We start from the raw sequence: 24,087 nt of genomic DNA, 5'->3' as shown, positions 1-24,087 counted from the left end.
CAGGACGTTGCGGCTCTGGCTTGCCCAATGATCCGGACAGGGGACGCACGCGAACCCCGGGGGTTCCACGACCGGAAGGGCCGCGGGCCCCCGGGGGTTCCGCGGCCCCGCTCCGTGCTCAGCCAGCCCGTGACCCGCCCCCCACCCGTTCCACCCTGCCGGCCCGTGACGCGGCGCTTCGAGTACGGCGGCAGCCACGGGTCAGTACTGGCCGCGTCTGACGGAGCGGGCCGCCATGAGATCCTCGGCCGCCAGTACGTACTGCGCCACGACAGCCGCCCTGCGCTGGATGGGGGCGGGGTCGGCGAGGGGCGATCGGACGGGCGACGCGTCGTCGTCCCCGGGGGCGGCGACGGCGCTCGGGGCGGTGCCGCGCGCGGAGAACCGCGCCATCGTCAGGGCCTCCGCGGTCTGTGCCATGGAGTTGCCAGCCCGGGAGAGCTGGCGGTGGACGTCCGAGACGTAGCCGTCCGTGGAGTGCGGGATGTCCTGGGTCTGCGAGGGTGCCCGGAAGTGGGCCTCCGCGCACACGGCGCGCACCCGCGGAAGCAGGTCCGCGAGCTCGTTCGCCACGAGGACGGCCATGGCGCGCAGCTCGGGGTCGCGGACGGACTCGAGGATCTGGTGGTACCGGTCCAGCCCCCGCTTGAAGCGGTCGTGGGCCCGGCGCCAGACGCCCTCGCCCAGCTCCCGCTCGTCACGGCGCGTGGCCCTGTAGTCACTGAAGAAACCCACCGACATCCCTTTCCCGTCCACCATCCGCAGGCGGCGGTCCATCCTACCGTCTCAGCAGCACCGGCCCTCGGGGTGGGCGTCCTGCCAGTCCTGCCAGTCCCGCCAGAACTCCCGTTCGGTGAGCGGCTCGGACTCGCACCCGGTGGCGCGGTGGTACTGCAGGTAGCGCTCGTACCTGTCCGCGCCGAGCACTCCGTTGCCGAAACGCACCGCGCCGCGCCACCAGTCGAGGAACCCCGAGCGGCCCCGCCCCGCCTGCTCCACGGCCCCGGTCATCAGTGGTGCCCCCCACCCGTGGGGGTGCGCTGCTCCAGCGGCAGCGCCCTCCACTGCTTCTCAAGTGCCTTCTCGGAGGGCATGGCCACCAGGCCCGACGGCGCGTAGAACCGGGACTCGACCACCGGGTCCTCGTGCGTGCCGCGCCCCCGGCCCCGCAGGGCCTTGACCGTCTCCACGACACCCATGACCACCACCACGATCGTGAGCACCACGAAGAGCACCGAGAGCGTCCCCTGCACGAACGTGTTGCGGACCACGGCTTCCATGGCCTCCACGTTCTTGGCCGTGCCGAAGCTCGTCTTGCCCTGGGCCAGCGCGTCCTTGAAGGCGCCGTGGTTGGCCCAGTAACCCACCTTGGGGTCGGACGAGAAGATCTTTTGCCACGACCCCGTGACGGTCACGAGCACGTCGAAGAGCAGCGGGAGCATGATGATCCACAGGTACTTGAAGCGGTGCAGGTTCGCCGCGATGGCCAGGCACACCGCGAGCGCAATCGCGGCAAGCAGCTGGTTGGCGATGCCGAACAGGGGGTAGAACGTGTTGATCCCGCCCAGCGGGTCGGTGACGCCGAGGATCAGGATGGTGCCCCAGCCCGCGACCATGATCGCGGTGGTCAGCCACGCACCGGTGCGCCAGTTGACGTCCCGGAAGCGCGGGAAGAAGTTGCCGAGGGTGTCGGTGAGCATGAAGCGGGCCACGCGGGTGCCGGCGTCCACGGCGGTGAGGATGAACAGCGCCTCGAACATGATGGCGAAGTGGTACCAAAAGCTCATCATGGATACTCCCCCGAACCACTGCTGCATGATGTGGGAGAGGCCCACAGCCAGGGTGGGTGCGCCACCGGTGCGGGAGACGATGGTCTCCTCCCCCACGGCGTCTGCGGTGCCCTGCAGCAGCTCCGGGGTCACGTGCACGCCGGACAAGCCCAGGGAGTTCACGAACGCCGCCGCACCCTCGACGGTTCCCATCGTGGCTGCCGGAGAGGCGTTCATCGCGAAGTAGATGCCGCGGTCGATGGACACGGCCGCCACGAGCGCCATGATGGCCACGAAGGACTCCATGAGCATGCCGCCGTAGCCGATGAAGCGCGCCTGGCGCTCCTTCTCGATCATCTTGGGAGTTGTGCCGGAGGCGATCAGGGCATGGAACCCGGAGAGCGCACCGCACGCGATGGTGACGAACAGGAACGGGAACAGGGACCCGGTGAACACGGGACCGTCCGAGCGGCCGGCGAACTCGCTGACCGCGGGCACTGTGATCTCCGGGCGCACCACCACGATGGCGGCGGCGAGCAGCAGGATGGTACCCACCTTCATGAACGTGGAGAGGTAGTCGCGCGGGGAGAGCAGCAGCCACACGGGCAGCACGGCGGCCACGAAGCCGTAGCCGATCACGCACCACGCCAGGGTCACCCGGTCCAGAGTGAACAGCTGCGAGCCGAGCTCGGTGTCCGCCACCCAGCCGCCGGCCACGATCACGAGCATCAGCAGCACGAAGCCGATGACCGAGACCTCCATGACCCTGCCCGGGCGCAGGTAGCGCAGGTAGACGCCCATGAACAGGGCGATCGGGATGGTCATGCCCACCGAGAACACGCCCCACGGGGACTCGCCCAGGGCGTTGACCACCACGAGCGCGAGGATGGCCACGATGATGATCATGATGGCCAGCGTGGCGACGATCGCCGCGTAGCCACCCACCACGCCGAGCTCCTCCCTGGCCATCTGGCCGAGGGACCGGCCGCCGCGGCGCATCGAGAAGAACAGCACCAGGTAGTCCTGGACGGCTCCCGCAAGGATCACGCCCACGATGATCCAGATGGTCCCGGGCAGGTAGCCCATCTGCGCCGCGAGCACGGGGCCCACGAGCGGACCGGCGCCTGCGATCGCGGCGAAGTGGTGCCCGTAGAGCACCCGCCGGTCGGTGGGCATGTAGTCCTTGCCGTTCGCGTGGTACTCCGCGGGGGTCGCACGCCGGTCGTCCGGGCGGGTCAGCTTCAGCTCGATGAACTTGGAGTAGAACCGGTAGGCGATGAAGTAGCTGCACACTGCCGCGAACACGAACCAGATGGCGTTCACGGACTCGCCGCGGGCGAAGGCGATCATCACCCACGCCACACCCCCGAGCAGGGCGATGCCCACCCACAGGGCGATCCGCAACGGGGTCCACCGGGTCTGCTCCCGTTCCAGGACCTCGGGGGTCACATGGTTGGGCGGGAGCTCGGCGCTGCCTCCCTGGCTCGGCTGCGGGGACTCCGCCGGGTGGCGGTGCGTTGTGCTCATGGGGGAAGGCTCCGAATCTCGTGCCGGCACCCTGGGTGCCGCGTGTGATGGCGGACACGAGTCTATGCGAGGTGCGCCACGCCCGCGGCCAGGGGGTCAGAGCGCTGGACGGTCGGGTCTGGCTCCCGGCGCGCACCATGCGCAATCCCGCCGACCGCCGCGCGGCGTCGTCGGGCCGGGCCCACGGGCGGCCCGCGCCCCGTCACAGCGTCAGCAGCACCTTGCCCACGTGGGAGCCGGAGTCGAAGTACTCGTGGGCCTGACGCGCCTGCTCCAGGGGGAACGCACGGGAGACGAGCGGGCGCACCCGCCCCGAGGCCACGAGCGGCCAGACGTGCTCGCGCACCGCGGCCATGATGCTCGCCTTCTCCGCCGCGGGCCGGGCGCGCAGCGTGGTGCCGATGACCGCCGCGCGCTTCTGCAGCAGCCGACCGACGTTTAGCTCCCCCTTGGCTCCGCCCTGCATGCCGATGATCACGATCCGCCCGTTCGTCGCGAGGGCCTCGAGGTTCGGGCCCAGGTACGCGGCGCCGACGACGTCGAGGACCACGTCCGCGCCCCGTCCCCCGGTGAGCTCGTGCACGCGCTCCACGAAATCCTCTTCCCGGTAGTTGATGGCCTCGGCACCCAGCTCGCGCACCACGCGCGCCTTCTCCTCGTTGCCCACCGTGGTCAGCACGGTCATGCCGAGCGCCCGGGCCACCTGGATCGCGTGGGTACCGATCCCCCCGGCGCCGCCGTGGACCAGCAGGGTCTCGCCCTCACGCGCGGCCGCCGCCATGAAGACGTTGGAGAACACGGTCGCGGCCACCTCGGGCAGACCCGCTGCGGCCACGGGATCCACGCCGTCGGGCAGCGGCAGCACCTGCGGCCACGGCGCAACGACGCGCTCCGCGTATCCACCCGAATCCACGAGCGCGACGACGCTGTCCCCCACCGCCAGCCCGGCGGCGTCGGGCACGTCCGCACCCAGCGCAGTGACCGTCCCCGAGACCTCGAGCCCGAAGACATCGGTGGCACCCGGCGGGACGGGGTAGTTGCCCTGGCGCTGCAGGACGTCCGCGCGGTTGATGCCCGCGGCCGTCACCTCGATCAGCACCCCGTCCGGGGTCATGCTCGGTTCTGGGGCCTCCCCCACCTCGAGCACCTCGGGGCCACCGGAACGCAGATCTCGTACGGCTCGCATGGGACGTCCTTCCACTCGCTGTCTGGGTCTCACCCCATTCTCCTGCCGCAGCCCCGGCGAGCGCCAGGCGACCCCGCGCGCCGACGTGGACGGGCGCGCCCGTCTGCCCCCCCGGTGGCACCCCGGGCGCGGGGCGTGGAATAATGACGACTCGTTCGCCCGGGCCAGCCCGGTGCCGAGCACAGCTGGAAGGTTGTCCGAGCGGCCTAAGGAGCTGGTCTTGAAAACCAGTGTGCGGTAACCCCGTGCCAAGGGTTCAAATCCCTTACCTTCCGCGGAACCACGAAGCCCCCGTCCTCTGAGCATTCAGGGGACGGGGGCTTCGTGGTTGGTACCGCGGGGGTCAGTGGGGCTCAGAGCCCCACGACCTCCCGCAGCTGCTCGCTGATCGCCCGCAGCCGCTCGGCGGCCTCCGCGCGCGGGACGTCCTGTCCCTCGGCAACGGGCAGCACCACTTCGAGGTAGCACTTGAGCTTGGGCTCCGTGCCGGAGGGGCGCACGATCACGCGGTCGTCCGCCTCCGTGCGGATCAGAACGCCCTCAGTGGGCAGCAGCTCGGGGCTTCCCTCGGCGAGGTCCACGAACTCCGCAACCGGGGAGCCCGCGAGTTCCGCGGGCGGGTGCTCGCGCAGCCGGGCCATGCCGCGGGCGATGAGCGAGAGGTCCGCCACCCGGAACGTCAGCGGAGCGGTCGCGTAGAGCCCGTGCTGCCGGGCGAGCCGGTCCAGCTCGTCCTGCACCGTGGTGCCCCGCTCCTTGAGCCGGGCCACGAGCGAGGCAACGCGCACCGCCGTGGAGACACCGTCCTTGTCGCGCACGGCCGTGGGATCGGTGCAGTAGCCGATGGCCTCCTCGTAGCCGAATCTCAGCCCGGGCGTGCGGGCGATCCATTTGAAGCCCGTGAGGGTCTGCCGGAAAGTGAGACCGTGCTGCGCGGCAATGCGGCCCAACAGGCGGCCGGAGACGATCGAGCACGCGAGGGTGTCCCCCGCGCGGTCCGGGTCCGAGGCGGCGTCCTCACCGAGCAGCGCTCCGAGCTCGTCACCGCTCAGTCGTCGCCAGTCCTGGAGCGGATCGCCGGTGCCCGCGCCGGCGGGGACGGCCACGGCGCAGCGGTCGGCATCCGGGTCCAGGGCGATGGCCACGTCCGATCCCTCGCGGGCCGCGAGCGCCATCAGGAGGTCCATGGCACCGGGTTCCTCGGGGTTGGGGAACGCCACGGTGGGGAAGTCCGGGTCCGGCTCGGCCTGCTCGGCCACGACCGAGACGTTGGGGAATCCCGCCTCGTCCAGCACCCGCAGGGCGGTGCCCAGGCCCACGCCGTGCATGGCGGTCAGTGCGATCGAGATGTCCTGGCCCCCGCCCTCCCCGGCCCGCAGCGAGGCGGCGCGGCGCACGTAGCCGTCGAGCACGGCGTCGTCGGCGGTGGTCACGGCCCCGGGGTCGCGGGGGACCTCATCCGCGAAGGGCGCCGCCGCGATGCGCTCGGCAATCCGGGCGTCGTCCGGCGGCACGATCTGCACGCCCTTCTCGTCGTCGCCAGCCACGGCCCGCCCACCGAGGTAGACCTTGTAGCCGTTGTCCGCGGGTGGGTTGTGGGACGCCGTGACCATCACGCCGGCGTCCGCACCGAGCTCACGCACGGCGTAGGCCACTAGGGGCGTGGGCAGCTGGGCGGGCAGGCGCACCGCGCGGCAACCGGCCGCGGCGAAGACAGCCGCGGCGTCCGCGGCGAAGTCCTCCGAGCCGTGGCGGGCGTCGCAACCGACCACCACGAGGGGCTCCGGGCCCACCCGCTCCACGAGGAACGAGGCCAGCCCGGCGCTCGCCCGGATCACCACGGCGCGGTTCATCCGGGACTCCCCCGCGCCGACCGCCGCACGCAGCCCCGCGGTGCCGAACATGAGCGGTCCTTCGAAGCGGGACTCCAGCTCCGTCAGCGCGGACTCGTCCCCACCCTGGGCCTTCTCCAGCACGGTGGACAGCTCGGCCCGGGTGCGCTCGTCGGGGTCATGGTCAAGCCACTGCTCGACGCGGTCTGCAAGCTGCTGGTTCATCAGGAATCCAGTCCTTCCAGTACCGATGCCGTGCCGGAGAGCCCCAGCCTGGTGGCCCCGGCGTCGACCATGGCAAGTGCGGCCTCCGTGGTGCGGATGCCACCCGAGGCCTTCACGCCCAGACGGCCGCCGACCGTCTCCGCCATGAGCCGCACGGCTTCCACGCTCGCACCACCGGCGGGGTGGAAGCCCGTGGAGGTCTTCACGAAGTCCGCACCGGCGGCCTCCGCGGCCCGGCACGCGGCCACAATTTGCTCGTCGCTCAGCGCCGCGGACTCGATGATGACCTTCAGCACCGTGGGCTCCGGGCACGCCGCACGCACCGACTCGATGTCCTCGCGCACCCCGTCCCAGTTGCCGTCCATGGCGAGCCCGAGGTTGATGACCATGTCCACCTCGTCCGCACCCTGGGCCACGGAGTCCGCGGCCTCCACGGCCTTGACCTCGGAGGGGTGCGCGCCGGAGGGGAAGCCGCACACGGTCGCGAGCTTCACGCCGTCGGGCAGCTCCACGTCCAGACGGGAGGGCGACACGCAGATCGAGTACGCCCCGAGCTCGGAGGCATCGCGGGCGAGGTCCGCGACCTGCTGGGCGGTGGCCTCGGGCTTGAGCAGGGTGTGGTCGACCATGGCGGCGAGCTCTGCGCGGGTGATCATGTGCTTCTCCTTAGTGGTTTTTGGTGCCGCGGCGCGGTGCGCGCCAACGGCGGTCGTGGGGCGCCCTGCCCGCACGGGTGCGCCGGGCGCGTGCTCAGGCGATCCGGTCCAGGACGACGTCCTCCCGGGCGCCGGTGCCCTCGGCCGCGTCCGGGTCGATCATGGCGCCCTCGGCAATGGCCTCGAGCGCACGGTCGAAGCGCTCGGGGGTGTCCGTGTGGAGGGTGAACAGCTTCTGTCCCTTGCGCACGCGCTCGCCCGGCACCGCGTGGATCTCCACGCCGGCCCCCGCCTGCACGGGGTCCCCCTGCCGGGCCCGGCCCGCGCCGAGCCGCCACGAGGCGACCCCCACGGACATGGCGTCCAGCTCGGTGAGCACGCCCTCGGTCTCGGCCAGCACCTCCTGCGTGTGCTTCGCCCGGGGCAGGGGTGCGTCCGGATCCCCGTCCTGTGCGGTGATCATCCGCTTCCAGGTGTCCATGGCGCGGCCATCCTGCAGCGCAGCCTCCGGGTCTGCGTCCTCCACGCCGGCCGCCGAGAGCATCTCCCGTGCCAGCGCCACGGTCAGGCGGACGACGTCGCTCGGCCCGCCGCCGGCCAGCACCTCCACCGACTCGCGCACCTCCAGGGCGTTGCCCACCGTGCGCCCCAGGGGACGGGACATGTCCGTGAGCAGCGCAACGGTGTCCACCCCGTGGTCCTTGCCGAGGTCCACCATGGTGCGGGCCAGCTCACGGGCGTCCTGCTCCGACTTCATGAACGCACCGGGACCGGTCTTGACGTCCAGCACGAGAGCGCCGGTGCCCTCGGCGATCTTCTTGGACATGATCGAGGACGCGATCAGGGGAATGCACTCGACCGTGGAGGTGGTGTCCCGCAGGGCGTAGAGTTTCTTGTCCGCCGGGGCCAGGCCGCTGCCGGCTGCGCAGATCACTGCGCCCACGGTGTCCAGGATCTCCATCATCCGCTCGTTCGAGAGGTCCGCGCGCCACCCCGGGATGGCTTCGAGCTTGTCGAGCGTGCCGCCGGTGTGCCCCAGACCGCGGCCGGAGAGCTGCGGAACGGCCACCCCAAAGCTCGCCACGAGGGGGGCGAGCGGCAGGGTGATCTTGTCCCCCACACCACCGGTGGAGTGCTTGTCCGCGGTGGGCCGGGAGAGCGCCGAGAAGTTCATGCGCTCGCCGGAGTCGATCATGGCCTGGGTCCAGCGGGAGATCTCCGGACGGTCCATGCCGTTGAGGAAGATGGCCATGGCCAGCGCGGACATCTGCTCGTCCGCCACCACGCCGCGCGTGTACGCGTCCACCACCCAGTCGATGGCCTCCGGGGACAGCGTCTCGCGGTCCCTCTTCATGCGGATCACGTCCACGGCATCGAACGCCTCGACCATCGTTCTCACTCCCTCGTGTAGATACGGCGCCGCGCCCCTGCGAGTGCGGAACCCGCGACACGGTTCACCAGCAATCCTAGGCGGCGTGTCGGAAAAAATGTCAACTATAGTTTTGACAAATGTTCGCGCGGGGGCAGAGTCGCCATCGCGCCGGAGTCGAAAGCCGAGGTCGCCGTGGACCGCTTCCAGGGCCTGATCGGGATCGCACTGATCCTGGGCATCATCATCCTTCTCTCCCGCCACCGCAGCGCCATCAAGTGGCGCACGCTCGTGGTGGGCCTGGCCCTGCAGATCGGGGTGGCGCTGCTGATCCTGAAGTGGGGGCCGGGCTACGAGGCCCTGAAGTGGTTCTCCGGGCTGGTCCAGGGGCTGATCGGCTTCACCAACGAGGGCACCAAGTTCGTCTTCGGCGGGCTCATGGGCGAGAACAGCGGCTTCGTCTTCGCGCTCAACGTGCTCCCCGTGATCATCTTCCTGGGCGCACTCATCAGCGCCCTCTACTACCTGCGGATCATCCAGGTCTTCGTGCACGTGCTGGGCACCGTGCTCAACAAGATCATGGGCACCTCCAAGATTGAGTCCGTGTTCGCCTCCACCGTGATCTTCCTGGGGCAGAGCGAGGCTCCCCTGATGATCAAGCCCTACCTGAGCAAGCTCACCCGCTCCGAGCTGTTCGCGTGCATGACCGGCGGCTTCGCCGCGGCGGCCGGCTCCACCCTGGTGGGCTACTCGCTGCTGGGCGCCCCGCTGCCGTACCTGCTGGCCGCTTCGGTGATGAACGCGCCCGGCTCGCTGCTGATCGCCAAGGCGCTGATGCCCGAGACCGAGAAGTCCGAGGCCTCCGTCAACGTCCTCAAGGTGCGGGACACCGAGTCCAAGAACGTGATCGACGCGATCGGCACCGGCGCCCTGAACGGCGGACGGATCGCCGTGGTCGTCGGCTGCCTGCTCATCGCGTTCATCGCGCTGATCGCCTTCGGCTCCGCCGTGCTCGGCTGGGTCGGCTCTCTGTTCGGCTTCGAGGGCTGGTCCCTGGAGGGGCTGTTCGGCATCATCTTCTCGCCGCTCGCGTGGGCCATCGGCGTGCCGTGGCAGGACGCCGCCCAGGTGGGCAACTTCATCGGCCAGAAGACCATCCTCAACGAGTTCGTGGGCTACACCTCGTTCGGACCCGCGATCCCGGACATGGACCCGCAGTCCGTCCTCATCACCACCTTCGCCCTGGCCGGCTTCGCGAACCTCTCCTCGATCGCCATCCAGATCGGCTCCTTCGGCGGGTTGGCCCCGGACCGGCGCGGGGACGTTGCACAGATGGGCATGTTCGCCCTGCTGGCCGGGTTCCTCACCAACATGCTCAACGCCGCACTCGTCGGCGTGATCATGGGGCTGTGACGTGCCTGCACGCACGAGGCGACCGCTGACGCCCACGACGGCGACGATGTCGTCCCCGTTGGCCTCGCCGCGCACCCGGGCCCACGCCCCCACCCGGAGGAGGTGGCCGGCGGCATGGAGCTGAACCCCCGTGATGCCCAGTCTCTAGAGGTGGCCCGGCTGTACTTCCAGCGGGGGCTGTCCCAGGCAGAGGTGGCACGGCAGCTCTCGCTCTCCCGGCCCACGGTGTCCAAACTGGTCCAGCACGCCAAGGACCGCGGGTTCGTGACCATCGAGATCCACGATCCCCGGGAGGTCTCCTCGACCGTGGGCCGCAGGCTCTGCGCGACGTTCGGGCTGACCGACGCCCGCGTGGTCGCCGCTGCGGGGACCGAGGACGAGCTGCTCCACGAGCTCGGCGGCATGGGCGCCCAGGTGCTCGAGGAGAACGTTGCGGACGGAGACCTCGTGGGCATCACGTGGGGCCGCACCATGCGGGCCCTGGCAGCTGCCCTCACGCCTCAGCCGCGCAGCGGGGTGCAGCTGGTCCAGCTCAAGGGCAGCAGCGGTCTGGGGTCTCCTCTCGCGGGCCACCACGAGACCGTGCGGCTGCTGTGCGCGGCCTTCAACGCCTACCCCCACACGCTGCCGTTGCCCGTGCTCTTCGACAGCCCTGGCGTCAAGCGACTCGTGGAGCAGGACCGGCACATCGAGTACGTCCTGGATCTCGGCCGCAGCGCCCGCTCCGCCATCTTCACGGTGGGCTCCGTGACGCAGGACGCGCCGCTGCTGGGGCGTGACTACCTCACAAAGGCGGAGCGCACGGCGATCGCCCGGCACGCAGTGGGAGACCTGTGCTCGCACTTCATCGACGCCCAGGGCCGCCCCGCGGTACCGGAGCTCGACGAGCGCACCGTCTCGATCCCCCTGGCGCACCTGCGTGAGAAGGAGATCCGTATCTGCGTGGCCGGCGGAGCCGGAAAAGTCCCGGTGTTGCGCGCCGCCCTGCAGGCCGGGTACGTCTCCCACCTGGTCACGGACGAGCGCACCGCCCGCGCCCTCCTGGGCTGAGTCCCCCGCGGGGTTCGGCGACGCCGCCCGGGACCTCCGCACTGACCAGTTCGTGCCGTCCCGCGCGGGACAGCGCTGCGACGCCCGCGCGCTGGTGCCCAGCCGGGTCCCGGCGTCTGTCCTCGGCGCCCCGGTCCTCGGCGCCCCGGTCGACGTCGTCGCCCCCTCTGCCGCGACGTCGCCACCCGTGGCGGCCTCACTCACCGCGGCAACCCGGCAGAGCGCCGCTGCACTTCGAACCCGCCGCGGCTCACGCCCCGGCGCGCACCCCCGCGAGGATGTCCCGGGCAATCTGGTCCGCGTCCGCGAGCGTGCGTGCACCGAGGCGCGCTGGCGCCTCGGCCTCCGCAGCGATGGCCACGCCCCACTGCACCGAGGACAGCTGCAAACCGAGCACATAGATGCTCTGCTCCGCGGTGTCCTTCGCGCCCACGGCGCGGTAGACGAAACCGGGAGCTGCGGCGTCGCCCTGCCCCGCCCCGCGGGCGCGCTCCGCTCGGACGTCGAGACCCGTGCTGGTCTCGGGGCTGGCACCGTCGCGGGTTTCCATGAGCCTGCCGCGCACCAGCCCGCGCTCGTGCATGTGGGTGAGCAGCGGGGAGATGTTGCGGTGGACGTCGTTGGTGGGTGACATGGCCTCGATCAGCCAGCGCGAGCGCACCGGCGCGGCCTCCACCCACGGGGACGCCGCCACGAAGCAGCCCTGGGTGCGGTCCACCACGAAGCGCGGCTCGGGGCCCAGGAACCGGACCACCCCGGCACGGGTCAGTGCGGCGAGCTGCTGGATCCGCAGCACCGGCGGCCCGGACGCGAGCCCCTCCACGAGCGGCTCGAACGCGCGGCGCAACTCGTGCACCCAGGAGGAGTCGGAGATCCCGATCTCCGCGAGCACGCACTTGAGCACCGTGCGCGCGGCGTTCAGGGAGGCGATGGCCATCTTGGTGGGGTCGTCCTCGCCGCGCAGGGAGCCGCTGACATCCCGGTCGAGGTGGTGGACCACCGCCGCCGCGTACTCGTCGTGGCTCGCGAAGCTGACGTCCTCGAACGGCCGCGCCAGACGCGCCTGCTGCAGCTGCCTGCCGGGCACCACTGCCTCCGAGACCAGGGCGTCGATGCGGCTTGACCAGTGGGAACCGTCGGGGTCCGTGAGAATGGTGTCCAGGCGGCGCAGGAACTCGCCCGGGTCCGCGGTGAACGCCTCCGGGGTGGTGCGGGCCAGGACCGCGTAGTAGTTCCAGTTCACGTCCTTACGGATCAGCGGCCACAGCTGGCGGTCGAAGGACAGGGGCGTGCCGTCCTCCTCCGCCAAGCGGCGCACGGCGTCGAGCGTAAAGAAGCGGGTCTGCAGGGACTGCGCGTAGTAGCCCGCGAGCGCCGGCTTGGCACGGTACGGGGTGCCGCGCCGGGATCCCGCGACGATGCGCGGTTCGCGACCCGACGGGTGGTAGACCAATCGCTGCGGGTTGTCCGGGACCGAGGTGAAAGTGCCGCCGCGGCCCTCCGTGAGCTGGGCGAGCGCATCGCAGAAGTTCAACCCCATACCCCGCACCAGCACTGTCTCCCCGCTGGGCACCTCGGACCACCACGCATCGGCCGGCACGGTGGGAGGCCAGTACGTGAGCCCGTGCTCGGCAGCGCCGTCCACGAGGTCCTTCTGGGAGGGCCGCAGGTGCGCGTCCAGGTGGCCGAGGGCGAGGACCACGGCGTCCGCGGGCAGCACGTGGCCGCCCGCGAGCTCCACCGCGTACCGGTGCCGGCCGTCCGAGCGGACCCACGCGTCCACGGCCTCACCGCGGTGCACCTCCAGCACCATGCCCGCGGGAAGGTTCTGCCGCAGGGTCTCGAACACCCACTCCAGGTAGCGCCCGTAGACGGCCCGCGGCGGGTACCCCTGGGGCGAGAGCTCGGCGAGCGCCCGCACCTGCTCCTCCGCCAACGGCGTGGTGGGCGTGATCCGGCCGTCGACGACGCCGCGGCGCCACCTCTCGAAGCTCATCCCCCGCAGCGGCTCCGGCGAGGGCACGTCCAGCACGCCCTGTCCCGCGAGGACCGTGGGGAACAGGGACGGGGTGTTCATGAGGAACAGCTCGGACTGGTCGGTGCGCCACACGTGGCCCGGCCCCGGCGGGAAGGGGTCCACGAGGTCCACGTGCGCACGGGCGCCGCTGCTGGCCGAGTGCGCCGCGAGTCGTTCCACCACCGACAGACCCCGGGGGCCGGCCCCCACCACCACCACACGCTGCTCAATACCCATGCCGTCCAGGATATCGACGCCGCACACCTCCGGGAGCGGGGCGCGGGCGGGCGACCGCGGCGTCGTGCCCTCCCGTGCCCTGGCAACGGCCCGGGCGGGGTTCCCGTCAGCGGAGCGCGGCGCGGACCACCTTCCCGGTGCTCCGCGTCCAGGTGTACTGCGTGATCTCACCGGTCTTCACGGTGCGGAAGCGCTGGTAGGCACCCGCGGCGGTCTTCACCTCGGGCGAGGTGGGGTAGCCGCTGCCCGCCTCGTGGCCGTCGCGGGCCCACTGCTTGCCGATGGCCGACGTCTCCACGACGGGCTGCGCCCCGGTCGCCGCACTCCAGATGATCTTGGTGGTCTGCGTCGTCCCCGGGCGCACGAAGTTCTGGTAGGCCCCTGCGGTGCTCGTGGGCAGCTCGTCCTTGGCGGGCAGCCCGAAGGCGGCCGGACCGCCCAGCCGCGAGTAGCGGGTCCCGATGCCCTTCCAGGTCTCGACCCTGTGCGCGCCGGTCTCGTGGGACCAGTAGATGCTGGTGGCCCTGCCGTTCTTCGTGAAGGTCTGCACCACCCCACCCACTCCCGTGCTCAGCTCCCAGGTGGTCGGGGCACCCATGGCTGCGGCGCCTCCGTGCGCGTTGTAGTAGGTGGCAATGGCCCCGTGCACGGTGGGCTTCGCCCTGGCCACAGCCCGGGCCGCGGCGGCGCCGTTCACCTTCCGGTAGCCGCTGACGTTCGAACCGGTGCTGCGCAGGGTGTTGCGAATGGCCTCCACCCCCAGGTCCGGGTTGCGCTCCTTCATGATCGCGATCACCCCGGCCACGTGCGGAGCGGCCATGGAGGTTCCGCTGAGGTCCCCGTAGGCGGGTCTGCCGATCGAGTAGGTGCCCGTGTTCACCGTGGACCAGATGGGGGAACTCGCGTCTCCTCCGGGTGCCACGACGTCGAGCATGGGCCCCCAGTTCGTGTATCCCGTGAGCTGGTTACGGTAGGACGTGGCTCCCACCACGATGGCGCCACCGCAGTTGGCGGGCGAGGCCAGGTTCGCGCTCTTGGCCGCGTTGCCGGCCGCCACCACGAGGGGGACGTTGATCGCGTGCATCCGGTTGATGGCGTTCTGCATCACCGCGGGGCACGTCCCGGAGTCCCACGCCTCCGAGAGGTTGACCACCTTTGCCGGGTTCGCGTTCCTGGGCACTCCGGGGACGGGGATGCCCGCGGACCACATCACGCCGTCCGCGATGTCCGAGACGTACCCGCGGCCATCCGCCCCGAGCACGCGCGCGTGCTGGATCTTCGCGTCGGGGGCCACGCCGGCGATCCCCGCCCGGTTGTTCGTCTGGGCGGCGGCAATGCCCGCCACGTGCGAACCGTGCCACCAGGACGGCCGCCCCGGGCTCCAGTCCCCCTGGTCCTGCGGGTTCGCGTCACGTCCGTTGCCGTCCCGTGAGTGGTAGGTGTCCGAGAGGAAGTCGTAGCCGGGCACCGTCTTGGCGTTGAGGTCCGGGTGGTCGGTCTGGCCAGTGTCCGCAATGCCGATCACCACGCCCTGACCGGTGCCCTGCCACCATGCGTTCGGCACGCCGATGTTTCGCGGACCCCACTGGTAGTTCCAGTTCGTGTCGTTCGGGGTGGCGGGAGGTGTCGCGGCGAGCGCCCCCACCACGATCTGGTCGGGCTCGGCGGACTCCACGGCGGGGTTCGCCTCGATGGCGGCCACCATGTCCTTCTGCTCCGCCGGGGAGAGCATGGTGTCCGTCTCCACGACGTCCTCGCCGCTGCCCGTGGTCCGGACCGTCTTCGCGCGGGGGAGGTCGCTTGCCTGGGCGGCCTGCGCGAGCGCGGCGCTGCGGCGCTCCTGGGGCACATCCTGCTTGTACTCCACGACGAACCGGTCGGTCTCCGGGAGCACACGCCCCTGCCCCGCCGGACCCCGTCCCAGGGATGACACTCCTCCACCCACCGCCGGCTGCACCTGCGCGGCCTGCTCCCCCGACGACGTCGCTCCGCCCGGGGGTGCCGCCGCTGCGGGTCCCGCCGTGGCGATCACGGCCGCCGACAGTCCCGCAGCAATCCAACCGCGCACTCGTGCGTTGCCCATACCCGCTCCTCCTGCTCAGACCCGGGCCCGGTACGCCTCGTACCCAGGCGGGTGGGGGTGGACCTGGTGCTGCTTCCGAAGTGTATCCATCCGCGTAGATATGCGAGAGCAAACACGGAGTTCCCCGAATTGTGAAGGGGGCCCGAGTCTCCCGGGGCCGCGGACGGCGTCCAGCCCGTGAGCGGAGACGGTTCGGGACACACCGCTGCTCGCCCCTCCCTGAGGGCCGTGACTTTCTTGCCGCTGTGGCGACACACCGCTATGCTTGCGCGGCCCCCGCCGGTCTTCCGTGCGGGCGGATGCCGCCTCCTCTCACCGCTCGGAGCCCCCTCATGCCCTCTGCCGCACCGACCGAAGAACGCCCGCAGTCCACCGCCGGGACCACCGCGACCATTGCCGTGCTGCTTGTGGCCGCGTTCGTGGTGATCCTCAACGAGACCGTCCTCAACGTGGCCCTGCCGCACATCATGGCGGACATGGCCGTGAGCGCGGCGACCGTCCAGTGGGTGACCACTTCCTTCATGCTCACCATGGCCGTGGTCATCCCCACCACGGGGTTCCTGCTGCAGCGCTTCGGCACCCGCACGGTCTTCGCCCTGGCCATGGGCAGCTTCTCCCTGGGTACACTGCTCGCCGCCCTGACCCCCAGCTTCGGTGTGCTGATCCTGGCCCGCGTGGTCCAGGCCTTCGGCTCTGCGATCATGCTGCCCCTGCTGATGACCACCATCCTGATGCTCGTGCCCAGGCAACGGCGCGGTGTGGTGATGGGCAACGTGTCCATCGTGATCTCGGTGGCGCCCGCGCTCGGCCCCACACTGTCCGGCGTGATCCTGGCGCACTTCCCGTGGCGCACCATCTTCTGGTTCGTGCTGCCCATCTCCCTGCTGGCGCTGGTGATCGGGCTCGTGCGACTCAAGGACGTCAGCGAGCGCGGCACGCTCACTCTGGACCTGGTCTCCGTGGCGCTTTCCGTGGTGGGCTTCGGGTCCCTCGTGCAGGGGCTCTCCGCCGTGGGCGCGGCCGGCTCCGAGACCGGCGGGCACACCAGCTGGCTCTCCTCGACCGCCGGCGGAATCACCGTGCTGGTGCTCGGAGTGGTGCTCGTGGCGCTGTTCGTGTGGCGTCAGCTCGTCCTGCAGCGGCGCGACGAGCCCTTCCTGGACATGCGCACGTTCCGCCACCGGGACTTCACCGTGTCGGTCGCGGTGCTCGCGCTGGGCATGATGACGCTGTTCGGCGGCGTGATCGTGCTGCCGCTGTACCTGCAGACCGGGCGCGGTCTGGACACCCTCGAGACGGGTCTGATCCTGCTGCCCGGAGGGCTGGTCATGGGGCTGCTGGGCCCGGTGGTCGGACGCCTGTTCGACGCGTGGGGCCCCCGTCCGCTGTCCGTTCCCGGCGCCGCCCTGCTGGCGCTCGTGATGTTCGGCTTCTCCCGACTGCAGGCGGACACCCCCGTGTGGTGGATCGTGACCCTGCAGATCGCGATGTCCGTGGGCCTGGCGCTGATCTTCACCCCGGCCTTCACCGCCGGACTGAACCCACTGCCCCCGCACCTGTACTCGCACGGCTCGGCCACGCTCTCCACGCTGCAGCAGGTGGCCGGCGGCGCCGGTACGGCTCTGCTCGTGGGGGTGCTGCAGGCCGGCACTGTGGTCTCGCGGCGCGCGGACGGCAGCACCGTCACGGACTCCATCCCCGGTGTGCACGCCGCGTTCGTCACGGCCACCGTGATCGCCGTGGCCGTTATGGTGCTGACCTGCTTCATGCGCCGTGGCGAGCACACGGAGCTCTCCCGGACGGGTGACGACACCGCAGCCTGAGGCCCCGGGGTCGCGTGATCTCCCGGGGGCGCGGCCCGCTGAAGCCCCCGGACACCACGAAAGCCGCGGGTCCACTCTCGTGGACCCGCGGCTTTCGTGGTCCGCCCCGCGAACTCGCAGGGACGGACACCGGCGGAGACGGGGGGATTTGAACCCCCGGCCCGGGGTTAAACCGAGCCCTTCATTAGCAGTGAAGTCCATTCGGCCGCTCTGGCACGTCTCCTCGGCCGTCCGTGATGCACCACCCCCGAAGGATGTGGCTCATCACAAAACAACGGATGTCATCGTATCGGCCGGGTGCATGGGCGGTCAAAGCGGTAGGAGATCCAGCACCGTCCCATGGCTCCGTGGTAGTCATGGTGCGTGAGCGTCCCGCTCAGTCCCCGCCGCCCGAAAGGTCCTCCTCCCGTGCGATCACTCGTCGTCACCGCCTGGTTCCCCGACGCGCAGACCCCCAGCCGAACCCCGTTCGTCGTGGAGCACTGCTGGGCCCTGCAGGAGGCGGGGCACGACGTCGCCGTCGTCCACATCACTATCGGCCGCGCCTCGGCGCCCACGTCCCAGGATGTCTACCAGGGCATCCCCGTGACCAGGGTCGCGCTCAACATCGCGGATCCCCTGAGCTACCTGCGGGTGGAGCGCCTGATCGCCACCGGCCTGCGCGGGGCGGACGTCCTGCACACCATGGCCTTCTCCGCCGTCCTCTTCGCCGCGGTGCCCTGGCTGACCCGACGGATCCCGTGGGTGCACACCGAGCACTGGAACGGCGTGGTCAACCCGGCCAGCGTGGGGCCCCTGTGGGAACGCACCGCGTGGCTGCGCCATGCACTGCGGCTGCCGCACGCCGTCACCGGAGTGACCGGCGAGCTGTGCCGGGAGATGGCCCGTTTCTCGCGCCCCGGCGCCACCCACGTGGTGCCATGCGTCGTCGAGAACCCCCACCCGGCGCGGGAGTTCCCCGCAGCGCCCCCGATCCGGCTCGTGGGCGTGGGCGCGCTCATCGACCGCAAGCAGCCCGTCCGCGCGCTCGAGACCGTGGCCGAGCTCGTGGGCCGCGGCGTGGACGTGCACTACACCCTCGTGGGGAACGGCCCGCTCATGCAGACCCTGCGGGATACCGCCCGCAGCCTGGGCATCGAGGACCGGGTGGAGCTCACCGGTCCGATCCCCCCGGCGGAGGTAGCAGACCGGCTCTCCGCCGCCCACATCTTCTTCCTGCCGAGCGAGCAGGAGAACTTCTTCACCGCTGTCGCGGAAGCCATTGCCGCTGGCCGCCCCGCCGCCGTGCCGCTGAGCGGTGGCTTCGACGACTACTGCACGCCCGATAACTCCGTCCTCACGGACAGCTGGGACGTGCCGGTCCTCGCCGACGCCGTCGAGACCGCCTGGGAGCGGTTCCGCCACTCCTCCCCCGCGGAGATCGCGGGCACCGTGCGGTCCCGCTTCTCCCGTGCGGAGGTCGGAACCCTGTTCTCGAGGCTCTACCGCGCGGTCTCGGGCGGGGACCCTCGCACGGCGTCGAGCCGATAAACTCCAGGGCGTGACGAAAACCCCCGCCCCCGCCACGTCCTCCGGCCGCTGGCGGGGCATCCTCTTCCCCCCGCCCAACCACGAGAACCGGGACAACCCCCTCGGGTCCTCATTCGCCCTGACCGTGATTGCGGTCTTCGTGCAGGGGCTATCCCGCTTCGGGTACAGCCTGCTGGTGGGCAACATGCTGGGCAGCGAGATCCTGGGACAGGTCAACCTGGCCATCTCCCTCGCGCTGTTCCTGGTGCTGCTATGGCCCCAGGCCTCCGGGAACGCGGCCTCGAAGTTCATCGCGATGGCGCGCGGGCAGCAGCACCGCGAGGAGCAGCTGTCGGTTGCGGTCTACACCTCCCGCACCGCGGCCCTGGCCTCTGCGGTTCTCGCAGTCGCGGCCGTGGTGATCGCCACCTGGTTCCTGCACCTTCCCCCGAGCTACGCGCTCTCCACCGGGCTGCTGGTTATCGCGCTGTCCGCGTACAACTTCGTGCGCGGCGTGCGTACCGGCAACAACCAGTTCGTCACCACCGCCATCTGGGACTGCATCAGCTCCGGCATCACCCTCACCCTGCTGCTGGTAGTGCTGCTGGGCGGCCTCACGCCGCTGCTGCTCCTGCCCCTGAGCATCGGCTACCTCTGCTACGCCGTCCCTGGCTGGCCCCGACGCTCCGGTGGCCAGCTGCCCGCGTCCCTCAAGCGGCAGATCAACTCGTTCACCGCGTGGGCCGCGGTCAACATCATCACGGCGTCAGGGTTGCTGCAGCTGTCCATGATGCTCGGCAAGCACTACGACACCCCGCTGGCCGTCGGGCAGTACTCGGCCGCGGTGAGCATCGCGACCCCCGCGAGCATGCTCTCCTCGTCCATGCTCGTGGCCCTGGCACCCGCCGTCGCCCGCATGTACACCGCCGGGGACATGGCGGGAGTCCAGCGCCAGCTCGACTCGATCCTGCGCGTGATGGTGCTCGTGTTCCTGCCGGTGTTCGGGGTGGGAATCCTGTGGGCCAGACCTGTGATCCATCTGCTCTACAACGCCCGGGCCCACGAGTTCGAGGGCGCCGTACCCCTGCTGATGGTCCTGTTCTTCGCCGTGTCCGCCACCAGTTTCAACGCCTCCAACTCGCGCCTCAACGGCGGGGAAAGCTGGGGTGTCCGCGCGCTCGCCGGCTGCAACGCCCTGGGTCTGGTCCTCGGCATCGCCACCGTCCTGTGGTGGGGGCCGAGCCTCGGAATCATGTCAGCGGCACTGGGCTACCTGGTCGGGTGCCTCGTGAGCTCCCTGGGGCCCCTGGTCATCGTGTGGATCCACGACCGCATGCACTGGGCGGGGCTGATGACGCGGGTGGCCCTGGGCTACCTGTTGATCCTGGCGGCCCTGTGGTTCATCCTCACCCTGCCGGGTCTGGGCACCACCGTGGTGGCGACCCTGAGTTTCCTCGTTGCCTGGTGCGCGATCTCGTGGCGCGACCTCGCCCCGCGGATGGCCATGGTGGCCCGCAGGCTGCGGCGCTCCTGAGCCACGGCCGTACCGACCTCAGGGACGGCGACACTTTACGAGTCCTCGCCGGTACCTCGCGATCTGCACGGCGCTGGCCACGGCCACGCGCACAGGTGCCTGCCGTGCAAGCAGCCAGCGCGGGCCCTCGGTGAGCAGTGCCGCAGGAGTCCCGAACCGTCGTCGCGCCTCGAGGGCCGCGAGCAGCTCCCCCTCCTCCGCAGTGCCCTCGAGCAGGCTGAGCACGCGCCGGTCTGCACGCGAGAGCTGGCCCGCGACGTGCGGGGCGAAGCCCAGGAGCTCCGCGGCCACCGATTTCGTGGCCTGGGCCCTCCCCTCTCCCCACTGTCCTGAACGCACCGAGCGCTCCACGGCGGGAAAGAAGTTCACGCGGACGTACTTCAGGACGAACGAGGTGCGGAACGCAGCGGACACCCCGGCAAACCAGGGCTTGAGTGCGAGGTCCAGGGCCGCAGCCACCTCGTCCCGGATGGGAAGGGGCTGCCGGGAGACCCTCGCATCCGCATCCGTGTGGACCAGATAGCCCGGCGTCCCCGGGGCAAGGTCGACCCGGCGCGCCCCTGTGCAGAGCGCCACGACGAAGGACTGGTCCTCACCGGTGCGGACGTCCTCGTCGAAGTACGCGGTCAGACGGCGGGCCGTGGCCACGCGCACCAGACCGAACGCGGAACTCCGGTAGGCCAGCCGGTCCCTGACGGGATCGAGCCGGGCAGAGCGGAACGGACGGGTGATGGGGGTGATGTCCACGCGGTCGTTCTCGTGGTGCTGGAACGGCATCACGAGGTCGCTTCCCCGGTGCTCCGCGATCCCGATCCAGCGGGTCACGGCGCCCGGGTCAAGGGTGTCGTCACTGTCCAGGAAGCTGACGTAGCGGGCGGTGGTGCGGCGCAGCGCCTCGTTGCGCGGGACCGCGGCGGTGGTTCCCCGGTCCTCGCACTCCAGCACGTGCACGGCCGCACGGTGCTCCGGGGGCAGCATCTCTCGGACCTGGTCCCCGGTGAGGTGGTGGGCCACCACGGTCACGCGGCACTGACCCGGCGCAGCCCCTCGGGCGGCCAGCCATGCTGAGGCCACGGCGCGTGCGAGCGGTCGCGAGGTGGAGTGGACGGGGATCACGATGTCCACGAGCGGATGAGCCGGGTGTTCGACCATGCCACCAGGATAATTGAGCCCCGTCCGTGGAACCGCCAGCCGATCCCCGTGGACCCCTGCGGGAGGGCGCCTCGGCACATCTGACCCCTGGCACACGGGCACACGGGCACACGGGCACACGGGCACACGGGCACACGGGCAGGTCTACCCCGTGGGGCGTCTGCCCCAGGACGCCCGGGCACGTCGTTCGCCTGCCGCGTCGGCGCCTGAACATCCAAGCCTCTGTGCGCCTCGGTTCCGCGCGGGGCGTCCCGTGCCGAGGGAGCCTGGCTCGACTCAGCCCTGGGACGCGAGCACGAACGGCAGGACCGCCTCCGCTCCCGCTCTCCGCAGCTCCCGGGCCGCTACGGTGAGGCTCCACCGGCTGTCGACGAGGTCGTCCACCAGCAGGATGCTCGCCTGTGGGGCGGACCCGAGCTGCTCGGCAAGCTGCGGCGGGACCACGAAACGGTCCCACACCTCTGCCAGCCGGTAGGCGCTGTTGCCGCCGTGGCTGCCCCGGGGGATGTCCGGATTCAGATTTAGCGCACCCCAGTACGGCAGGTGCCCGGCGGAGGCGATCCCGCGGGCGAGAGAGTCCACGAGCCGCGGCCGGGACACGGACGGCATGGCCACCACAGCGGTGGGCCGCCGCTGCCAGTCCCACTGGGCGAGCACGGAGATGCTCGCCCGCCCGAGGTCCGCCGTGACCTCGGAGTCCACGGGTGCACCGTCCTCCCCCGCCCGGAAGACCTCCCGCAGCCGCTGGCCCCAGCCGAGATCCGTGAGCCGTGCCAGCGCCCTGCCACGCTCGGCCCGCTCCGTCTCCGGGATCTTCCCCTTCAGCGGCAGCCCAAGCCTGTCCATGCCCGTGGGCCACTGGGCACGCGGCTCGACCGGCAGGCCTGCCCGGTGCAGAGCGGCGTCCGCGGCGTCCGAGGCCTGGGCGTCGACACCCGTGGCGTACCAGGGCCCCGCGCACACATCGCACCGCCCGCAGGGCTGCGCCGTGGGATCGTCCAGCTGCCGGGTGAGGAACCGCATGCGGCACTCGGTGGTGGCCTGGTAGTCCAGCATGGCCTGCTGCTCGGCTTCCCGAGCCCGCCGCACGCGCTCGTAGCGCGGGGCGTCGTAGCTCCACGGCCTGCCCGTACTCTGCCAGCCGCCGGCCACGCGCTCCACGGCGCCGTCCACCGCGAGCACCTTCAGCAGCAGCTCCAGGGGCGAGCGCTTGATGTTGACCCGGGGCTCCAGCGCGGCCACCGACAGCGGCCCGCCGTGCTCCGCGAGCGCCGTGAGCACCGCCATGGCCTTCTCCTGCGTGGGCATGGAGGCTGTGGCGAAGTACTCCCAGATCTCCCGGTCCTCGGCTCCGGGCAGCAGCAGGACGTCCGCACTGTCCGTGGCACGCCCGGCTCGTCCCACCTGCTGGTAGTAGGCGACCGGTGAGGACGGCGCACCCAGGTGCACCACAAAGCCGAGATCCGGCTTGTCGAAGCCCATGCCCAGCGCGGACGTGGCCACGAGGGCCTTGACCTGATTCTCCTTGAGTGCGGCCTCGAGCTCCTCGCGCTCCGCGGCGTCCGTGCGGCCGGTGTAGGAGGCGACGGCGTGCCCGGCGTCCGACAGCGCCCGCGCGGTGTCCTCCGCCGCACCGATGGTCAGGGCGTAGATGATCCCGCTGCCCGGCAGCTCCTCGAGGTGCTGGAGCAGCCACGCGAGCCGGATGGCGGCGGAGGGCAGCTTCAGCACGCCGAGCCGCAGGGACGCCCGGGAGAGGGGACCGCGCAGCATGAAGACCTCCTGCTGGTATCCGGAGCCCACGCCGAGCTGCTCGCGGACGTCCTCGATCACGCGCTCGTTCGCGGTGGCCGTGGTGGCCAGCACTGCCACGGACTCCGGCAGGTCCGCGAGCATGTCCTTGATCCGGCGGTAGTCCGGGCGGAAGTCGTGTCCCCAGTCCGAGATGCAGTGTGCCTCGTCCACCACGAGCAGGCCGAGCCGGGAGACGAGCTGCGGGAGCTGCTCGTCTCGGAAGCGCGGGTTGTTGAGACGTTCCGGGGAGACGAGCAGGACATCCAGCTCCCCGCGGTCCAGTGCCGCGCTGATCTCGGACCACTCCGTGGGGTTGGCGGAGGAGATGGCCGCAGCGCGCACACCCGCGCGCTGCGCGGCGGAGACCTGGTCCCGCATCAGCGCCAGCAGCGGAGAGATGATGAGGGTTGGCCCGAAGCCCTGGGCGCGCATCAGCAGCGCCGAAAGGAAGTAGACGGCGGACTTCCCCCACCCTGTGCGCTGAACCACGAGCGCCCGGCGGTGGTCCTGGACGAGCGCCGAGATGGCCTCGAACTGCCCCGGGTGGAAGTCCGCCGCGGGGCTGCCCGTGAGGTCCCGCAGGTGGCGCTGCGCGCGCTCGCGCAGCGAAGTGGTGCCGTGTTCCGCCGTCTCGGTCATGGGCGAAGTCTCGCAGGTGCCTCGGACACGAATAAGCGGCCTGCGGTGCCGGCGCGGGGCTGCCCGTCAACGTGATACGTCCGCTGCACCCGGACCCTTCCCCCGAAGCGGTCCTCTCGGTGCAGCGGACGCACACGCCGGTAACCGGCGCGGATCAGATCCGCTCGGAGCACACGCCCCCCGGCGTGGACCCCGTTGCAACGCTCCACAAGACGTCCCGGTCCTGTCACGCCCCCAGCGTGTCAGGGGACCGGATCACGACGATCTGCGCG

Annotated in this window: 16 protein-coding genes and 2 tRNA genes; 6 read left to right on the top strand and 12 right to left on the bottom strand. The window is 71.1% G+C overall.

Annotation, left to right across the window (positions count from 1 at the left end):
• Window positions 1-201: 201 nt before the first annotated feature.
• The 4 genes from ABD264_RS06005 to ABD264_RS05990 all read right to left on the bottom strand — a co-directional run bounded on the left by ABD264_RS06005 (window position 202) and on the right by ABD264_RS05990 (window position 4,482).
• Complete coding sequence (locus tag ABD264_RS06005) at window positions 202-735, bottom strand: hypothetical protein (RefSeq protein ID WP_303106697.1); 534 nt, start codon at window positions 733-735, stop codon at window positions 202-204.
• A 51-nt stretch (window positions 736-786) separates the two neighbouring features.
• Window positions 787-1,011: a YbdD/YjiX family protein gene (locus tag ABD264_RS06000; RefSeq protein WP_144943117.1), complete on the bottom strand. Its 225-nt coding sequence runs from the start codon at window positions 1,009-1,011 to the stop codon at window positions 787-789.
• The gene (locus ABD264_RS05995) at window positions 1,011-3,296 is read right to left on the bottom strand and encodes a carbon starvation CstA family protein (protein WP_145011542.1); all 2,286 of its coding nucleotides are present in this window, start codon (window positions 3,294-3,296) and stop codon (window positions 1,011-1,013) included. Before ABD264_RS05995 ends, ABD264_RS06000 begins: the two co-directional genes overlap by 1 nt.
• A 202-nt stretch (window positions 3,297-3,498) precedes the next feature.
• Window positions 3,499-4,482, bottom strand: coding sequence for an NAD(P)H-quinone oxidoreductase (locus ABD264_RS05990; protein WP_344204940.1), 984 nt, complete (start codon window positions 4,480-4,482; stop codon window positions 3,499-3,501).
• 187 nt (window positions 4,483-4,669) lie between these two features.
• Between ABD264_RS05990 and ABD264_RS05985 the strand changes: the two genes are divergently transcribed.
• Window positions 4,670-4,757: transfer RNA gene (locus ABD264_RS05985), tRNA-Ser, on the top strand.
• A gap of 78 nt (window positions 4,758-4,835) precedes the next feature.
• On the opposite strand, the gene ABD264_RS05980 is transcribed toward ABD264_RS05985, so the two are convergent.
• The 3 genes from ABD264_RS05980 to ABD264_RS05970 form a co-directional block, all read right to left on the bottom strand.
• Entirely contained in the window at window positions 4,836-6,539 is a 1,704-nt protein-coding gene (locus ABD264_RS05980) for a phospho-sugar mutase (RefSeq protein ID WP_290500170.1), read from the bottom strand.
• Window positions 6,539-7,195, bottom strand: coding sequence for a deoxyribose-phosphate aldolase (gene deoC, locus ABD264_RS05975; RefSeq protein ID WP_144943114.1), 657 nt, complete (start codon window positions 7,193-7,195; stop codon window positions 6,539-6,541). The genes ABD264_RS05980 and deoC overlap by 1 nt, the downstream gene beginning before the upstream one ends.
• 94 nt (window positions 7,196-7,289) lie before the next feature.
• Window positions 7,290-8,585 (bottom strand): thymidine phosphorylase, encoded by a 1,296-nt coding sequence (locus tag ABD264_RS05970; RefSeq protein WP_144943113.1) that lies wholly within the window; start codon window positions 8,583-8,585, stop codon window positions 7,290-7,292.
• A gap of 174 nt (window positions 8,586-8,759) precedes the next feature.
• On the opposite strand from ABD264_RS05970, the gene ABD264_RS05965 reads away from it, so the two are divergent.
• Window positions 8,760-9,977 (top strand): NupC/NupG family nucleoside CNT transporter, encoded by a 1,218-nt coding sequence (locus ABD264_RS05965; RefSeq protein ID WP_145011549.1) that lies wholly within the window; start codon window positions 8,760-8,762, stop codon window positions 9,975-9,977.
• Window positions 9,978-10,091: 114 nt separating this feature from the next.
• Window positions 10,092-11,027 carry a sugar-binding transcriptional regulator gene (locus ABD264_RS05960; protein ID WP_290500166.1) on the top strand — a complete coding sequence of 312 codons (936 nt, stop codon included), beginning with the start codon at window positions 10,092-10,094 and terminating at the stop codon, window positions 11,025-11,027.
• A gap of 250 nt (window positions 11,028-11,277) precedes the next feature.
• On the opposite strand, the gene ABD264_RS05955 is transcribed toward ABD264_RS05960, so the two are convergent.
• Both ABD264_RS05955 and ABD264_RS05950 read right to left on the bottom strand, forming a co-directional pair.
• Window positions 11,278-13,281 carry an FAD/NAD(P)-binding protein gene (locus ABD264_RS05955; RefSeq protein ID WP_303106691.1) on the bottom strand — a complete coding sequence of 668 codons (2,004 nt, stop codon included), beginning with the start codon at window positions 13,279-13,281 and terminating at the stop codon, window positions 11,278-11,280.
• A 106-nt stretch (window positions 13,282-13,387) separates the two neighbouring features.
• Window positions 13,388-15,364, bottom strand: a complete 1,977-nt coding sequence (locus ABD264_RS05950) for a S8 family serine peptidase (RefSeq protein ID WP_145011558.1) — start codon at window positions 15,362-15,364, stop codon at window positions 13,388-13,390.
• A 332-nt stretch (window positions 15,365-15,696) separates the two neighbouring features.
• On the opposite strand from ABD264_RS05950, the gene ABD264_RS05945 reads away from it, so the two are divergent.
• On the top strand, window positions 15,697-17,187 hold the full coding sequence (locus ABD264_RS05945; protein WP_303106689.1) for an MDR family MFS transporter: 1,491 nt from the start codon (window positions 15,697-15,699) through the stop codon (window positions 17,185-17,187).
• A gap of 133 nt (window positions 17,188-17,320) precedes the next feature.
• Here ABD264_RS05945 and ABD264_RS05940 read toward each other — a convergent pair.
• Window positions 17,321-17,410 (bottom strand) — tRNA-Ser (locus ABD264_RS05940).
• 185 nt (window positions 17,411-17,595) lie between these two features.
• On the opposite strand from ABD264_RS05940, the gene ABD264_RS05935 reads away from it, so the two are divergent.
• Together ABD264_RS05935 and ABD264_RS05930 are read left to right on the top strand one after the other, a co-directional pair.
• A complete protein-coding gene (locus ABD264_RS05935) occupies window positions 17,596-18,717 on the top strand; it encodes a glycosyltransferase (protein ID WP_145011564.1) in 1,122 nt (373 codons plus the stop codon).
• Window positions 18,718-18,727: 10 nt separating this feature from the next.
• Complete coding sequence (locus ABD264_RS05930; protein WP_303106686.1) at window positions 18,728-20,230, top strand: lipopolysaccharide biosynthesis protein; 1,503 nt, start codon at window positions 18,728-18,730, stop codon at window positions 20,228-20,230.
• A gap of 18 nt (window positions 20,231-20,248) precedes the next feature.
• Here the strand turns inward: ABD264_RS05930 and ABD264_RS05925 are convergent, their stop codons facing one another.
• Window positions 20,249-21,382: a glycosyltransferase gene (locus tag ABD264_RS05925; protein ID WP_303106684.1), complete on the bottom strand. Its 1,134-nt coding sequence runs from the start codon at window positions 21,380-21,382 to the stop codon at window positions 20,249-20,251.
• A 276-nt stretch (window positions 21,383-21,658) separates the two neighbouring features.
• On the bottom strand, window positions 21,659-23,815 hold the full coding sequence (locus ABD264_RS05920) for a RecQ family ATP-dependent DNA helicase (protein WP_144943105.1): 2,157 nt from the start codon (window positions 23,813-23,815) through the stop codon (window positions 21,659-21,661).
• Window positions 23,816-24,087: the final 272 nt, after the last annotated feature.

The organism is Kocuria salsicia (assembly GCF_039532055.1).
In the GTDB taxonomy this organism is placed as follows: domain Bacteria; phylum Actinomycetota; class Actinomycetes; order Actinomycetales; family Micrococcaceae; genus Kocuria; species Kocuria salsicia.
The sequence above is the reverse complement of the archived record's forward strand: the minus strand, read 5'-3'. Positions and strand labels throughout refer to the sequence as shown.

What these genes read in the sequence shown, in the direction of transcription:
- ABD264_RS06000 (WP_144943117.1), bottom strand. Translation starts at nt 1,011, where the DNA reads ATGACCGGGGCCGTGGAGCAGGCGGGGCGGGGCCGCTCGGGGTTCCTC.
- ABD264_RS05995 (WP_145011542.1), bottom strand. Translation starts at nt 3,296, where the DNA reads ATGAGCACAACGCACCGCCACCCGGCGGAGTCCCCGCAGCCGAGCCAG.
- ABD264_RS05990 (WP_344204940.1), bottom strand. Translation starts at nt 4,482, where the DNA reads ATGCGAGCCGTACGAGATCTGCGTTCCGGTGGCCCCGAGGTGCTCGAG.
- ABD264_RS05980 (WP_290500170.1), bottom strand. Translation starts at nt 6,539, where the DNA reads ATGAACCAGCAGCTTGCAGACCGCGTCGAGCAGTGGCTTGACCATGAC.
- deoC (WP_144943114.1), bottom strand. Translation starts at nt 7,195, where the DNA reads ATGATCACCCGCGCAGAGCTCGCCGCCATGGTCGACCACACCCTGCTC.
- ABD264_RS05970 (WP_144943113.1), bottom strand. Translation starts at nt 8,585, where the DNA reads ATGGTCGAGGCGTTCGATGCCGTGGACGTGATCCGCATGAAGAGGGAC.
- ABD264_RS05960 (WP_290500166.1), top strand. Translation starts at nt 10,092, where the DNA reads ATGGAGCTGAACCCCCGTGATGCCCAGTCTCTAGAGGTGGCCCGGCTG.
- ABD264_RS05955 (WP_303106691.1), bottom strand. Translation starts at nt 13,281, where the DNA reads ATGGGTATTGAGCAGCGTGTGGTGGTGGTGGGGGCCGGCCCCCGGGGT.
- ABD264_RS05950 (WP_145011558.1), bottom strand. Translation starts at nt 15,364, where the DNA reads ATGGGCAACGCACGAGTGCGCGGTTGGATTGCTGCGGGACTGTCGGCG.
- ABD264_RS05945 (WP_303106689.1), top strand. Translation starts at nt 15,697, where the DNA reads ATGCCCTCTGCCGCACCGACCGAAGAACGCCCGCAGTCCACCGCCGGG.
- ABD264_RS05925 (WP_303106684.1), bottom strand. Translation starts at nt 21,382, where the DNA reads ATGGTCGAACACCCGGCTCATCCGCTCGTGGACATCGTGATCCCCGTC.
- ABD264_RS05920 (WP_144943105.1), bottom strand. Translation starts at nt 23,815, where the DNA reads ATGACCGAGACGGCGGAACACGGCACCACTTCGCTGCGCGAGCGCGCG.